This window comes from Paraburkholderia bonniea (genome assembly GCF_009455625.1).
Taxonomy (GTDB): Bacteria; Pseudomonadota; Gammaproteobacteria; order Burkholderiales; family Burkholderiaceae; genus Paraburkholderia; species Paraburkholderia bonniea.
On record NZ_QPEQ01000001.1, the window covers coordinates 1,468,872 to 1,483,307 of the forward strand.

Here is a 14,436-nt window from a genome sequence, read left to right on the forward strand (position 1 = left end):
TTGCCCGATGGTTTCTGACATGAATTCTTCCCAGCGTCCTCGCGTGCCGCGTCGCGTGCTTGATGGTGTACTGCTGCTCGACAAGCCGCTTGGTCTGTCGAGTAACGACGCGCTGATTCGGGCCAAACGTATTTATCAGGCCAAAAAAGCTGGCCATACCGGCACGCTTGATCCGCTGGCCACGGGTTTGCTGCCATTGTGTTTTGGTGAAGCGACCAAGTTTTCGCAGGATTTGCTCGAAGCGGACAAAACCTATGAGGCGACGATGCGCCTCGGCATTCGCACCACAACAGGGGATGCCGAAGGCGAGCCAAGCGAAATCCGTCCCGTTACCTGCGACCTGCCAGCCATTGAACAAGCACTAGCCGGTTTTCTGGGTGACATCGTGCAGGTGCCACCGATGTATTCGGCGCTCAAACGCGATGGCAAGCCTTTATACGAGTACGCCCGGGCGGGGCAGGTCGTTGAGCGCGAAGGGCGTCAGGTGACAATCCATGCACTCGATTTGTTGAGCTGTTCATTGCCGGATGTGAGCTTTCGCGTGGTGTGCAGCAAAGGGACTTATGTGCGGACTCTGGCTGAGGATCTTGGCGAGGTGCTCGGGTGCGGTGCTCACCTGGTGGGATTACGCCGCACGGCTGTTGGGGTTTTGACGCTCGAACACGCAGTGACGCTGGATGCGCTGTCGGCCGTGACCGAGGCCGAGCGCGATGCCTGGTTGCAGCCGGTGGATGCGTTGCTTTCGACATTTCCCGCTGTGCGGCTGGATGACGAGGCTGCACGCCGGTTTTTGCATGGGCAGCGCTTGAAGGTATCTGAGGTTGCGCTGGCCGATGACGCGGTGAACGCATCACGGGTTCGCATTTATAACGCTGAAGGACGTTTGCTGGGCGTGGCCAGGGTGGGCGATGGCGTTGTTGCACCAGAACGGCTGGTGGTGACTGCGGGGATGTGAATCCAGGTTTCTGCGCGTGATTGTCAAAAAGCCTGCGGTGCAATTTTTGCACCGCAGGCTTTTTTCTGGCATCCGGCATTGGCAACGCCGTTGGCAAATAGCACAACAACAGCATTACCCCGAACCCGCCACGCCGGATCAGAACCCGCGCTCAGTGCGCGGCTGCCGCAGCGGCTCCGGCATCGCCTCCTGATGAACGCTCAGGCTTGGTAATCCAGATCAAGGCAATCAGCGCGACGAAAATGCCCGCCGAAACATAGAACAGGTCATTTACGCCTAACTGCGCGGCCTGCTGCGTCACCATGTTGTTGAACAGGCCATATGCCTCGGCCTGGTTCAGGCCCACGCTATTCATTTGCTGTATCGAATGATTGAACACCGGGTTATAGACGCTGGCCTGCTCGGACAATTGCGCGTGATGCATGATGGTCCGGTGATCCCAGGCAGTCTGAAAGACCGACGTGCCAATCCCGCCACACATGATCCGCACGAAGTTCGACAGCCCTGATGCTGCGGGAATCCGGTTGCCAGGCAACCCGGAAAGCGTGATCGACACAAGTGGAATAAAGAACCCAGCCATGCCAATGCCCTGAATCAGGGTGGGCAATATCAGCGCGTATTCGTCGACCCCAGTGGTGTAGCGCGAACGCATCCAGAAGCACAGCGCGAAAATCAGAAACGAGGCCGTGGCGATAAAGCGCGGATCGGTGCGCGGCAGAATTTTTCCAGTGAGCGGCGACAACATGATGGCGAACAGGCCTACGGGAGCAAGCATCAGTCCGGCATCGGTCGCGGTGTAACCAATATTGGTTTGCAGCCATAGCGGCAGCAGCACCAGATTGCCGAAATACAAGCCATAGCCGACGGCGAGCGCGATCGTGCCACCGGTGAAGTTGCGTTGCTTGAATAGCGACAGGTCAACCACCGGATGCTCTGCAGTGAGCTCCCAAATGATGAAGAACGCCAGCGCGATAGCGGCCACCACGCCAAGCACAATGATCGTGGTCGAGGCGAACCAGTCGAGGTCTTTGCCCTTGTCCAGCATGATTTGCAGTGCACCCACCCAGACCACCAGCAAGCCAAGGCCGACGCCATCAATCGGTGCTCTCTTTTTCACTGAATCGCGGTGGCGGAAGATGACCCAGGTGGCCAGTGCCGCGGCGATGCCGACCGGGATGTTGACGTAGAAGATCCATGGCCATGAGATGTTGTCCGAGATCCAGCCACCCAGAATGGGGCCCGCAACCGGTGCGATCAGCGTGGTCATGGACCACATCGACAAGGCCATCGGCGCTTTCGCGCGGGGGTAGCTGGCAAGCAAAAGTGTCTGTGACAGGGGAATCATCGGGCCGGCTACCGCACCTTGCAGCACTCGCGCCGCGAGCAAAAAAGGCAGTGTCGGAGCGAGCCCGCATAACCACGACGAAATCACAAACAAAATGATCGACGCCATGAACAGACGGACCTGGCCGATGCGATCCGTGAGCCAGCCGGTAAGCGGTACTGAGATTGCATTGGCGACTGCGAACGAGGTAATGACCCACGTCCCCTGATCTGCCGAGACGCCCAGATCACCTGAAATAGACGGGATTGAGACGTTGGCAATGGATGTGTCCAGCACATTCATGAAAACCGCGAGCGACACCGCGATAGTGCCGATCACCAGTTGTGCACCTTCCAGTGGCGGGTGAGGGAGCGCTGTTTGCGCCTGAGCCTGAGCCATAAAAAACCTTGCGTTAATTCGGGTGGTGCAGGGGCTTACATCATGGCGGCGGCATGGGTGTCATGGGCCGCGGATGGTTTTTGCCGGTTGCTGCCTGAGGCGCCCTGGGCTGCCTGTGGCGCAGTTGCCGTAGCACCTGCACTGACATTCGTTCCTGCATTGGCCGCGATCACACGGGCGATTTCGGCATCGGCTTCATGGCCGTACTGGTCGAATACGCTGGTTTGATACACCGTGTTTGGCGCGTCACCAAGCTGGCCGCCTTCGCTGTCCTTGATGTTGACATCGGCTTGCATGGACAGGCCTATCCGGAGCGGATGCTGTTCCAGCTGTTTAGGGTCAAGCGCAATGCGCACGGGCAAGCGCTGGACCACCTTGATCCAGTTACCGGTCGCGTTCTGTGCGGGCAGCAGTGAGAACGCCGAGCCAGTGCCTGCTGAGAAACCCACCACCTTGCCCTGATATTTCACCGATGAGCCATAGACGTCCGCCGTGAGTTCGACCGGCTGACCAATCCGCATGTGCTTGAGCTGGACTTCTTTGAAATTGGCATCAACCCAGACGGCGTTCAACGGCACGATCGCCATCAGCGGGTTGCCCGGAGCGACACGCTGGCCAACTTGCACCGAGCGTTTCGCCACATAGCCCGTGACCGGCGCTGGCAAGGTATTGCGCGCATGGGCCAGATAGGCGTCGCGCACCTTGGCGGCAGCCGCCTGCACGTTGGGATGGCTGGTGATGGTGGTGTTCGCTGTCAGCGCGCGATTTGACGCGAGTTGCTGGCGTGCGGCGTCGAGTGCGGCCTGGGCGCTGCGCACGGCATCGCGCGCATGGGAGATTTCTTCTTGCGACACCGCGCCGGTCTGGGCCACGGTCATGCGCCGGCGCAAATCGTCCTGGGCCCGCGACAGATCAGCCTGGCGCACCGCCATCTGAGCTTGATACTGGTTGTCGTCGGCGAACAGGCCACGCACCTGGCGGACGGTTTGTGCGAGGTTGGCTTCGGCTTGCTCCAGCGCCACGCGGGCATCGGCTGGATCGAGCTTCACCAGCGGATCTCCGGCCTTGACCGTTTGCGTATCGTCGGCATTCACCGCGATGACGGTGCCTGTGACTTGCGGTGTGATCTGCACTACATTGCCGTTGACGTAGGCGTCATCGGTTTCTTCGTGAAAGCGTGCGACGAGGAAGTAATACAGGCCATAGATCACGGCAACGATCAGGATCACGATGGCAAGCAGCGTCATCATGCGCCGGCGTTTGCCGTTATTTGCCGTTGGCGTGCTGGCAGTGGGCTGTGAAGGGGTGCTCATGGATGTGCTCCGAGTTCTTTCAGATGACGTCGTTTATTCAGAAGGGCCGAAGGCGATTCAGTTTGCTGGTTGCGTGGGCGAGGTGGCCGTGGTGCTCACGGTAGCCGTCGTTTCGGCTGGCGGCTGTGCGAGGTTGAGCGCTGTTGCGTCGAAACCGCCGCCCAATGCCTTGATGAGGCCGATCTGCAAGTCGCGGCGTTTCATCTTCAGGTTGGTAACGGTTTCTTCTGCGGCGAGACGGCTCTGGTCTGCGGACAGCACTTGTAATTGCGGTGACAGCCCCGCCTTGTAGCGCACTACGGCTAGTTCGTAGGCACGGCTCGCAGCGTCGAGCGCGCGCTGTGCATCACCCGATTGCTGGTCAAGCGAGCGAATTGAGGACACCTGCGTGGCAACATCGCTCAATGCGTTAATCAGCAACTGGTTGTAGTTGGCGACGTCGAGTTCGAAGTCGGCATAACGGCCTTTGAGTTGCGCGCGCAATGCCCCAGCATCGAAGATCGGCAGATGAATGGCTGGATTGAACTGTGCCTGGCGGCTGGTGAAATTCAGAAATTTGCCCCAGCCAAAGGCATCAAAACCAAATCCGGCGGCGAGGTTGATGTCCGGGAAAAATTCCGCTTTCGCTTCTTTGACGTCGTGCAGTGCCGCTTCGACTTGCCAGCGTGCGGCAACGATATCCGGGCGCCGTGAGACGAGATCGGCTGGCAAATTGGCGGGCAGGGCAACCGTGTTCCCTGCGCCCATGACCGGTTGGGTAATTTGCAGGCCGCGATCAGGGCCTTTGCCCAGCAACGCACCTAGTTGATAACGCACCACCGTGATCTGGCCATCGAGATCCGTCAGATTGGCCTGGCTGGTGGCGATATTGCCTGTTGCGGTTTGTCGTTCGACATTGGTGTCGAGCCCAGCGGCGACGCGGCCATTAGTGATTTTGCCGATCGTCAGGCGATTATCGATTTCGCGTTGGGCGATATCACGCAGCGCATAGAGCTGTGCCAACTGGTTATAGGTCCGGGCGACTGACGCGGCGAGCGTGACACGAGCTTGCTGGACGTCGGCTTCAGCCGCTTTTTTCTGCGATACAGCCTGAGCCAGGCGCTCGCGGTTTTTACCCCACAGGTCCAGATCCCACGAAGCGCTGGCGAGCACGTTGTTTTCGCTGAACCAGGTGCCGCCGTAGGGCGGCGGGAAAAGTGCATTGGCAGAGTAGAGTTCGCGGTTAAACGAGTAGTTCGCTGTGATTTTGGGAAAGAGCGCGGAGCGCGAGCTTTCGATATACGAAGAAGCTTTGGCCAGCCGTGCCTGCGCTTGGGCAATGGACGGGCTGCCGTCCAGCGCCTCGGCAATCAGCGCCGACAACTGAGGATCGCCAAACTGGCTGGCCCAGTCTTGCACGGGCCACTGCCCACCGGACGCTGGCAGGCTTTGGGAGGCTTCATATTGCGTGGCGGAGGCGATTTGTTTGTCGCTTTTGATACCGCTGTAGTTCGCGCATCCCGCTAAGGCGAGCGCTGTTACCGCAACAGCTATGGCGGCCTGGCGCGAGAGCGAAGGTACAGTCAGGGAAAGGGATTTCATCGCTTGACTCTTGGCTTTTGAGTGAAGGGTAATGATGGACGTTGCAACTAATTTATGACGTTTTGTTTTCGCTGGATGCGGTTGAATCGCGTAGCAGCCCGGTTGGATCTCCGCTATTTAGTAGCGCGCGGCGCAGCATGCTTTTCAGAAAACCGACTTCTTCGGGCGTAAAACCGTTGAGCAGTTTATCCATCACGCCGGTAAAAATCGCGGGCATCCGGGCTGCTATTGCATGTCCTTCGGGCGTTAGTGCCAGGCGCACGGCACGACGGTCGTCATGGCACCGCAAGCGGGTCAGCAGGCCACGTTTTTCCAGCCGGTCGATCAGGCGCGTGACGGCGCTGGCGTCGATACCGTACTCGCGGGCTAATTCAGCGGCCAGCAGGCATTTGCCGCTGGCGACCATGAACAGGATGCTGCCTTGCGTACTGGTGATGCCCAGCTCAGCCATAGTGCGTTGGGTCACCATATTCGACATCGACGATTTCACGCGCGACAGAAGATAGCCGACGCTTTCGCCTAGCTGATATGCGCTGACCTCGGGCGGTGTAGGGGCAGAATCCATGGAATTTACGTGCGAACGCAATAATTGACTGGGCAGGATTATAGGGGCCGAATAGTTGACGCGACAAGTTTTATCTTGCCGGTGGCGGGAAGTGGTTTTAGGGGATAGGTGTTACATGGCGGGTTAGCTGGTTCTGGCTCGATGGCGCGGGAAAACCGGCGGATGCTGGCGTGGCAAGCGCGCTGGAACATGGCTTGGGGTTTACAGGGATAGGCGTGCTACAATGCCGGGTTCCCAAAAGTGCGCTTTGGGCTTCATGGTTTCCTGTCTGAAATGAAACGGCAGTCATGTAGCAGCGGCAGATAGTTTTTTTCCGCGAACGCAATAGCCGCAGTCGTATCCGGCGCACTCATCAACTGTCTTCCAGGTTTCCTATGACCCGCGCCTTACGTAATATCGCCATCATTGCCCACGTTGACCACGGCAAGACCACACTGGTCGACCAACTGCTTCGCCAGTCCGGCACCTTCCGCGAGAACCAGCAAATGGTTGAGCGCGTGATGGATTCAAACGACATCGAAAAAGAACGTGGCATCACGATTCTTGCCAAAAACTGTGCGGTTGAATACGAAGGCACCCACATTAATATTGTCGATACCCCCGGCCACGCTGATTTTGGTGGCGAAGTGGAGCGGGTGTTGTCGATGGTCGATTCGGTGCTGCTGCTGGTGGATGCGGTAGAAGGCCCGATGCCGCAAACCCGCTTCGTAACCAAAAAGGCGTTGGCGCTTGGCTTGAAGCCGATTGTTGTCATCAACAAAATTGACCGCCCGGGCGCACGAATCGACTGGGTTATCAACCAGACCTTCGATCTGTTCGACAAGCTTGGCGCAACTGAAGAGCAACTCGATTTCCCGATCATTTACGCATCGGGGCTGAATGGTTACGCAGGGCTTACGCCCGATGTGCGCGAGGGCAATATGCGTCCGCTGTTCGAGGCGATCCTTGAGCACGTTCCAGTCCGTCCGGCTGATCCGGATGGTCCGCTGCAACTGCAAATCACTTCCCTTGATTTCTCGACTTACGTGGGCCGTATTGGCGTGGGCCGGATTACGCGCGGCCGTATCAAGCCAGGCCAGCAGGTTGTGATCCGCTTTGGCCCGGAAGGCGAGGTTCTGAACCGCAAGATCAACCAGGTGCTGTCGTTCCGCGGGCTGGAGCGGGTGCAGGTGGAATCGGCTGAAGCCGGCGACATTGTGTTGATTAACGGCATCGAAGAAGTCGGTATTGGCGCGACGATCTGCGCGCCGGAAGCGCCAGAAGCACTGCCAATGATTACCGTCGACGAACCGACGCTGACGATGAACTTCCTCGTCAATTCGTCGCCGCTCGCTGGCAAGGAAGGCAAGTTCGTGACGAGCCGCCAGATCCGCGACCGTCTGATGAAAGAGCTGAATCACAACGTGGCGTTGCGGGTGAAAGACACCGGCGACGAAACCGTGTTTGAAGTATCAGGCCGTGGCGAATTGCATCTGACCATCTTGATCGAAAACATGCGCCGCGAAGGCTATGAAATGGCTGTGTCGCGTCCGCGCGTGGTGCTGCATGAAGTGAACGGCGTGAAGCACGAGCCGTATGAATTGCTGACTGTCGACCTTGAAGATGTGAATCAAGGCGGGGTGATGGAAGAGCTGGGTCGGCGCAAGGGCGAAATGCTCGACATGGCGTCAGACGGCCGTGGCCGTACCCGCCTGGAATACCGTATCCCGGCACGTGGCCTGATCGGTTTTCAGGGCGAATTCCTGACGTTGACGCGCGGTACTGGGCTGATGAGCCATGTGTTCGACGAATATGCGCCGGTCAAGGAAGGCTCGCTGGGTGAGCGCCGTAACGGCGTGCTGATTTCGCAGGATGATGGCGCGGCCGTGGCTTATGCGCTCTGGAAGCTGCAAGATCGCGGCCGGATGTTCGTCAAGCCGGGCGATGCGCTGTATGAAGGGATGATTATTGGTATCCATAGCCGTGACAACGACTTGGTGGTGAACCCGATCAAGGGTAAGCAACTGACCAACGTTCGTGCGTCTGGTACCGATGAAGCGGTGCGCCTTGTGCCGCCGATTCAGATGTCACTCGAATACGCCGTCGAATTCATCGATGAAGATGAACTGGTTGAAGTCACACCTCAGTCGATTCGTTTGCGCAAGCGTCATCTGAAGGAACACGAGCGCCGCCGTGCCAGCCGTGAAAGCGGTGCGGATTAACCGCCGTTTTTTCAATTAATGCGTAGTGAACAAAAGCCGCTTTTAGAGTGGCTTTTGTTTTTTGGGCGAATTTTCGCGTGATGCATTGAGCATGTTGCAGCCCCTGCTATCTGGAGTATATGTTCTGTGCTATGCTCCGCCAGATGCATGCCTTAGGTCCTTCCAAGCAAGACTTGATTCGCGCAATCCGCTAAACGGTCAGGCCGTGTCGCGGAAGGTTGAGTAACCCGCTATTTTTCGAGAAACTCGAAGAAAGGTGAGCGTAAATATATGATGAAGCAACTCCAGCTGAACTCCTATCTGTTCGGCGGCAATGCTCCGTACGTTGAAGAACTGTACGAAGCGTATCTCGACAATCCGGCTTCAGTGCCGGATACATGGCGTGATTATTTCGATGCGTTGCAGAACGTCCCTGCCACTGATGGCAGCGGCGTCAACGATGTCGCCCATGGTCCAATTGTCGAATCGTTTGCCCAACGGGCCAAAGCCAACGCGTTCATTCCGCGTGCTACAGGCGGTGGCGAAGATCTGGAGACGGCGCGCAAGCAGGTTTACGTCCAGTCACTTATTGGCGCATATCGTTTTCTTGGCTCGCAATGGGCCAATCTTGATCCCCTGAAGCGCCGCGAACGTCCCGCTATTCCCGAACTTGAACCTGCGTTCTACGACTTCTCTGAAGCCGATATGGACCAGACGTTCAACGCCAATAATCTTTACTTTGGTTTCGAACAGGCATCACTGCGCGATATCGTCAAGGCGCTGCGTGATACGTATTGCGGCACGATTGGTGCCGAGTACATGTACCTGAGCGATCCAGAGCAAAAGCGCTGGTGGAAAGAGCGGCTCGAATCCATCCGCTCCACACCGAATTTCACCGCAGACAAGAAAAAACACATCTTGAAGCGCCTGACCGCAGCTGAAGGTCTTGAGCGTTTTCTGCACACCAAATATGTCGGCCAAAAGCGTTTCTCCCTCGAAGGTAGCGAGAGCTTCATCGCATCGATGGATGAGGTCGTGCGTCATGCCGGCGCGAATGGCGTGCAGGAAATTGTCATCGGGATGGCCCACCGTGGCCGTCTGAATGTGCTGGTCAATACGCTTGGCAAAATGCCTGCGGACCTTTTTGCTGAATTTGAAGGCAAGCACGTTGACGATTTGCCCGCAGGCGACGTCAAGTATCACAAAGGTTTTTCATCGGATGTTTCAACTGAAGGCGGCCCGGTTCACCTGTCGCTTGCCTTCAATCCGTCACACCTCGAAATCGTCAACCCGGTGGTCGAAGGCTCAGCCAAGGCCCGGATGGACCGCCGTGGCGACGACAACGGCTTGCAAGTGCTGCCGGTGCAGATCCACGGTGACGCGGCGTTTGCCGGTCAGGGCGTGGTGATGGAAACGCTTAATCTCGCGCAGACACGTGGTTACGGCACGTTCGGCACGCTGCATATCGTCATTAACAACCAGATCGGCTTTACTACGTCCGACCCGCGCGACGCGCGCTCGACGCTGTATTGCTCAGACGTGGTGAAGATGATTGAGGCACCGGTGCTGCACGTCAACGGCGATGATCCTGAAGCCGTGGTGCTGGCGACCCAGATTGCGATTGACTACCGGATGCAGTTCCACAAAGACGTCGTGGTGGATATCGTCTGCTTCCGCAAGCTTGGCCACAACGAGCAGGACACGCCAGCCGTGACCCAGCCGTTGATGTACAAGACCATTGCGAAGCATCCGGGCACCCGCGCGCTGTATGCGGAAAAACTCGTGCAGCAAGGCGTGATTGCTCCGGACGATGCCGAGGCCTTCGTCAAGGCATACCGCAAGATCATGGACGAAGGGCATCAGACGGTTGATCCGGTGCTGTCGAACTACAAGAGCAAGTACGCGGTTGACTGGGTGCCGTTCCTGAATCGCAAATGGACGGACGCTGCTGATACCGCAGTTCCGCTCGCGGAACTCAAACGCCTTGCTGAACGCATCACGACAATTCCAGAAAACTTCAAGGTGCATCCGCTGGTTGAGCGTGTTATCAATGATCGCCGCGCGATGGGCCGGGGTGAAGCGAAGCTCGACTGGGGCATGGGTGAACATCTGGCGTTTGCTTCGCTGGTTGCCTCAGGCTACGCCGTGCGCTTGACGGGGCAGGATTCGGGCCGCGGCACCTTTACTCACCGTCATGCTGTTTTGCACGATCAGAACCGTGAACGCTGGAACGATGGCACGTATGTGCCGCTGCAAAATATCGCAGAAGGCCAGGCGAAGTTCACCGTGATTGATTCGGTGCTGTCGGAAGAGGCGGTGCTGGGTTTTGAATACGGTTACTCAACGGCTGAGCCGAATACCTTCGTTGCATGGGAAGCGCAGTTTGGTGACTTCGTTAATGGCGCGCAGGTGGTGATTGACCAGTTCATCTCATCGGGTGAGGTCAAATGGGGCCGTGTGTCCGGTTTGACGATGTTGTTGCCGCATGGCTATGAAGGGCAGGGCCCGGAACACTCATCGGCGCGTATCGAGCGTTTCCTGCAACTGTGTGCTGAGCACAATATGCAAGTGGTTCAACCGACGACGCCCGCACAGATTTTCCATCTGTTGCGACGCCAGATGATCCGCCTGTTCCGCAAGCCGTTGATCGTAGCCACGCCGAAATCGTTGTTGCGTCACAAGGAAGCGGTGTCCGACCTGTCTGAATTCGCCAAAGGTTCATTCCAGCCAGTGCTGGGTGAAGTGGATGCGACGATTGAAGCGAAAAAGGTCAAGCGTGTTCTGGTGTGTTCGGGCCGGGTTTATTACGACCTGGTTGCGCATCGTCGTGAAGTGCAGGCGACCGATGTGGCGATTTTCCGCATCGAGCAGCTTTATCCGTTCGCGCACAAGCAGTTCGAGGCAGAGCTGAAGAAGTACGACCACGCCACCGAGATCGTCTGGGTTCAGGACGAGCCGCAAAATCAAGGCCCGTGGTTCTACATCGAACACCACCTGAAAGAAGGCATGAAAGACGGACAGAAGCTGGCCTATAGCGGTCGCCCGGCTTCGGCTTCGCCTGCGGTGGGCTACTACGCGAAGCATTACGAGCAACAAAAAGCACTGATCGAAGGCGCGTTTGGACGCCTCAAGAGTGCGTCAATCGTTAAATAACTGCGACGGGTGAGCCGGAAAACATGGTGTTTTCCGGCTCACCTGGATGCGCGTATGTGCTTCACATACGGTGTGCTGTCACCCGATACGTATTCAGGAAAATTATTATGGCTATCGTTGAAGTCAAGGTCCCACAGCTCTCCGAATCAGTTTCGGAAGCCACCATGCTGCAGTGGAAGAAGAAGCCCGGCGAGGTGGTTGCACAAGACGAAATTCTCATCGAAATCGAGACCGACAAGGTGGTGCTCGAAGTTCCCGCGCCATCAGCTGGCGTGCTGGCGCAAGTCATCAGAAACGACGGCGATACCGTGGTGGCTGATGAAGTGATTGCCCGGATTGATACCGAAGGCACAGCAGGCGCGGCAGCGGTCGAGGCGGAAGTCAAGCCTGTACCGCAAGCCGATGCGCCAGCCGCAGCTCAGACCACGCCGGTAGCGGGTGCCAGCACCGCGGCATCGCCCGCTGCGGCCAAGCTGATGGCAGAGAAAAACCTGACATCTGGCGATGTCGGTGGCACCGGACGTGACGGACGCATTACCAAGGGCGACGTGCTGGGCGCAGGCCAGGCCGCACCGGCCAGCAAGCCTGTGGCACCAGCGCCCGCTCCAGCAGCGAAGCCTGCCCGGGCTGCACTGCCGGACGTCAAGGCACCGGTTTCGGCTGATGCGTTGCTGAAGGATCGCCCGGAGCAGCGCGTGCCGATGTCGCGTCTGCGGGCCCGGATTGCGGAGCGTTTGCTTGAATCGCAACAAACCAACGCCATTCTCACGACATTCAATGAAGTGAACATGGCACCCGTGATGGCGCTGCGGGGCAAGTACAAGGACAAGTTCGAGAAAGAACACGGCGTGAAGCTGGGTTTTATGTCGTTCTTCGTCAAGGCAGCGGTGCATGCACTGAAAAAATTCCCACTGGTGAATGCGTCGATCGACGGCAACGACATCGTTTATCACGGTTACTTTGATATTGGTATCGCGGTGGGTTCGCCGCGTGGCCTGGTGGTACCGATCCTGCGTAATGCGGATCAACTGAGCCTTGCTGATATCGAAAAGAAAATTGCTGAATTCGGTCAAAAAGCGAAGGACGGCAAACTGTCGATCGAAGAAATGACTGGTGGCACGTTCTCGATCTCTAACGGTGGCGTGTTCGGCTCGATGTTGTCGACGCCGATCATCAACCCGCCGCAGTCGGCCATCCTCGGGGTTCACGCAACGAAAGAGCGCGCCGTGGTCGAAAACGGCCAGATCGTGATTCGCCCGATGAACTATCTGGCGCTGTCCTACGACCACCGGATCATCGACGGCCGTGAAGCCGTGCTGTCGCTGGTAGCGATGAAAGATGCACTGGAAGATCCGGCTCGTCTTCTGCTTGACCTGTAATTCGAACGGTTTATCGCATTGACTTGTATCAGGGCCAGGCGTGCCATTAGGTGGCGCTCCTGGCTTTGTCATCAAAAGGGATGGTTATGTCCAAGGAATTTGATGTCGTAGTGATTGGCGCTGGTCCTGGCGGCTATATCGCGGCGATTCGCGCAGCTCAGTTAGGCAAGACAGTGGCCTGTATCGAAAAATGGCGTAATCCGGCTGGCGCACTGAAGCTCGGGGGCACGTGCCTGAATGTTGGCTGTATCCCGTCGAAGGCGTTGCTGGCTTCGTCGGAAGAATTTGAAAATGCGTCGCATCACCTGGCCGATCACGGTATTTCAGTGGCTGACGTGAAGCTCGACGTGACGAAAATGCTGGCGCGCAAAGACGGCATTGTCGAAAAAATGACGAAGGGCATCGAGTTCCTGTTTCGCAAGAACAAGATCACCTGGCTCAAAGGCCATGGCAAGTTCACCGGTAAAACGGAGGCTGGCGTGCAGATCGAAGTCAGCGGAGAAGGCGAGAGCGAGATCGTCACGGCGAAAAGCGTGATTATCGCCACCGGCTCGAAGGCGCGCCATCTGCCGTCGATTCCGGTCGACAACAAAATTGTGGCCGACAACGAAGGCGCGCTGAACTTCGCTACCGTGCCGAAGAAGCTCGCGGTGATTGGCGCAGGCGTGATTGGCCTGGAGCTGGGTTCGGTCTGGCGTCGTCTGGGCGCTGAGGTCACCGTGCTCGAAGCGTTGCCGGAGTTTCTTGGCGCGGCCGATCAGGCGCTGGCGAAGGAAGCGGCGAAGCAGTTCAAGAAGCAGGGCCTCGAGATTCATCTGGGCGTCAAGATCGGTGAAGTGAAGACTGGTGACAACGGCGTTTCGATTGCCTACACGGATAAGGACGGCAACGCCCAGACGCTGGAAGCCGAACGCCTGATCGTTTCGGTTGGCCGGGTGCCGAACACCGACAACCTGGGTCTTGAAGCGATTGGCCTGAAGGCGGGCGAGCGCGGTTTCATCGAGGTCGACGAGCATTGCGCGACCAGCGTGCCAGGTGTCTATGCGATTGGCGATGTGGTGCGCGGCCCGATGCTGGCGCACAAAGCGGAAGACGAAGGCGTGCTGGTGGCGGAAATTATTGATGGCCAGAAGCCGCATATCGACTACAACTGCATTCCGTGGGTGATTTACACCGAGCCGGAAATTGCGTGGGTGGGCAAGACGGAGCAGCAGCTCAAGGCCGAAGGCCGTGAAGTCAAGACTGGCCAGTTTCCGTTTATGGCTAACGGCCGTGCGCTGGGCATGAACAAGGCGGAAGGCTTCGTCAAGATGATTGCTGATGCCAAAACGGATGAATTGCTCGGTGTGCATATCATTTCGGCGAATGCTTCAGATCTGATCGCTGAAGCGGTGGTGGCGATGGAGTTCAAGGCTGCATCAGAAGACATCGGACGCATTTGCCATCCGCATCCGTCGTTATCTGAAGTGATGCGTGAAGCGGCGCTGGCAGTCGACAAGCGCGCGCTGAACATGTAAGCATTGAGGCTTGGCGCGCTGTGCGCTGGCATCAATTCATCAAGGCGGGCGGGTTGAATCCCGCCCGCCT

9 protein-coding genes are annotated in these 14,436 nt (G+C 57.7%); 5 read left to right on the plus strand and 4 right to left on the minus strand.

Annotated features, from left to right (window positions below; genetic code table 11):
* Positions 1-19 precede the first annotated feature (19 nt).
* Positions 20-955, plus strand: a complete 936-nt coding sequence (truB, locus tag GH656_RS06410; protein WP_153075106.1) for a tRNA pseudouridine(55) synthase TruB — start codon at positions 20-22, stop codon at positions 953-955.
* 151 nt (positions 956-1,106) lie between these two features.
* Here truB and GH656_RS06415 read toward each other — a convergent pair whose 3' ends face one another.
* From GH656_RS06415 to GH656_RS06430, 4 genes are read right to left on the minus strand one after another with little or no spacing between them, the layout of a single operon-like run.
* A complete protein-coding gene (locus GH656_RS06415) occupies positions 1,107-2,678 on the minus strand; it encodes a DHA2 family efflux MFS transporter permease subunit (protein ID WP_153075107.1) in 1,572 nt (523 codons plus the stop codon).
* 35 nt (positions 2,679-2,713) lie between these two features.
* Positions 2,714-3,991 (minus strand): EmrA/EmrK family multidrug efflux transporter periplasmic adaptor subunit, encoded by a 1,278-nt coding sequence (locus GH656_RS06420; RefSeq protein ID WP_153075108.1) that lies wholly within the window; start codon positions 3,989-3,991, stop codon positions 2,714-2,716.
* Between the two features lie 57 nt (positions 3,992-4,048).
* On the minus strand, positions 4,049-5,572 hold the full coding sequence (locus GH656_RS06425; protein ID WP_153075109.1) for an efflux transporter outer membrane subunit: 1,524 nt from the start codon (positions 5,570-5,572) through the stop codon (positions 4,049-4,051).
* Positions 5,573-5,624: 52 nt separating this feature from the next.
* Positions 5,625-6,137: a MarR family winged helix-turn-helix transcriptional regulator gene (locus GH656_RS06430; RefSeq protein ID WP_153075110.1), complete on the minus strand. Its 513-nt coding sequence runs from the start codon at positions 6,135-6,137 to the stop codon at positions 5,625-5,627.
* Between the two features lie 374 nt (positions 6,138-6,511).
* On the opposite strand from GH656_RS06430, the gene typA reads away from it, so the two are divergent.
* The 4 genes from typA (at position 6,512) to lpdA (ending at position 14,366) form a co-directional block, all read left to right on the plus strand.
* Entirely contained in the window at positions 6,512-8,338 is a 1,827-nt protein-coding gene (gene typA / locus GH656_RS06435) for a translational GTPase TypA (RefSeq protein ID WP_153075111.1), read from the plus strand.
* 270 nt (positions 8,339-8,608) lie between these two features.
* Positions 8,609-11,470: a 2-oxoglutarate dehydrogenase E1 component gene (locus tag GH656_RS06440; RefSeq protein WP_153075112.1), complete on the plus strand. Its 2,862-nt coding sequence runs from the start codon at positions 8,609-8,611 to the stop codon at positions 11,468-11,470.
* Positions 11,471-11,577: 107 nt separating this feature from the next.
* Positions 11,578-12,849, plus strand: a complete 1,272-nt coding sequence (gene odhB, locus GH656_RS06445; RefSeq protein WP_153075113.1) for a 2-oxoglutarate dehydrogenase complex dihydrolipoyllysine-residue succinyltransferase — start codon at positions 11,578-11,580, stop codon at positions 12,847-12,849.
* An 86-nt stretch (positions 12,850-12,935) separates the two neighbouring features.
* Positions 12,936-14,366, plus strand: coding sequence for a dihydrolipoyl dehydrogenase (gene lpdA, locus GH656_RS06450; protein WP_153075114.1), 1,431 nt, complete (start codon positions 12,936-12,938; stop codon positions 14,364-14,366).
* Positions 14,367-14,436: the final 70 nt, after the last annotated feature.

Bases quoted from the DNA above. Each gene is read 5' to 3' on its own strand.
- truB (WP_153075106.1), top strand. From the start codon at position 20: ATGAATTCTTCCCAGCGTCCTCGCGTGCCGCGTCGCGTGCTTGATGGT.
- GH656_RS06415 (WP_153075107.1), bottom strand. From the start codon at position 2,678: ATGGCTCAGGCTCAGGCGCAAACAGCGCTCCCTCACCCGCCACTGGAA.
- GH656_RS06420 (WP_153075108.1), bottom strand. From the start codon at position 3,991: ATGAGCACCCCTTCACAGCCCACTGCCAGCACGCCAACGGCAAATAAC.
- GH656_RS06425 (WP_153075109.1), bottom strand. From the start codon at position 5,572: ATGAAATCCCTTTCCCTGACTGTACCTTCGCTCTCGCGCCAGGCCGCC.
- GH656_RS06430 (WP_153075110.1), bottom strand. From the start codon at position 6,137: ATGGATTCTGCCCCTACACCGCCCGAGGTCAGCGCATATCAGCTAGGC.
- typA (WP_153075111.1), top strand. From the start codon at position 6,512: ATGACCCGCGCCTTACGTAATATCGCCATCATTGCCCACGTTGACCAC.
- GH656_RS06440 (WP_153075112.1), top strand. From the start codon at position 8,609: ATGATGAAGCAACTCCAGCTGAACTCCTATCTGTTCGGCGGCAATGCT.
- odhB (WP_153075113.1), top strand. From the start codon at position 11,578: ATGGCTATCGTTGAAGTCAAGGTCCCACAGCTCTCCGAATCAGTTTCG.
- lpdA (WP_153075114.1), top strand. From the start codon at position 12,936: ATGTCCAAGGAATTTGATGTCGTAGTGATTGGCGCTGGTCCTGGCGGC.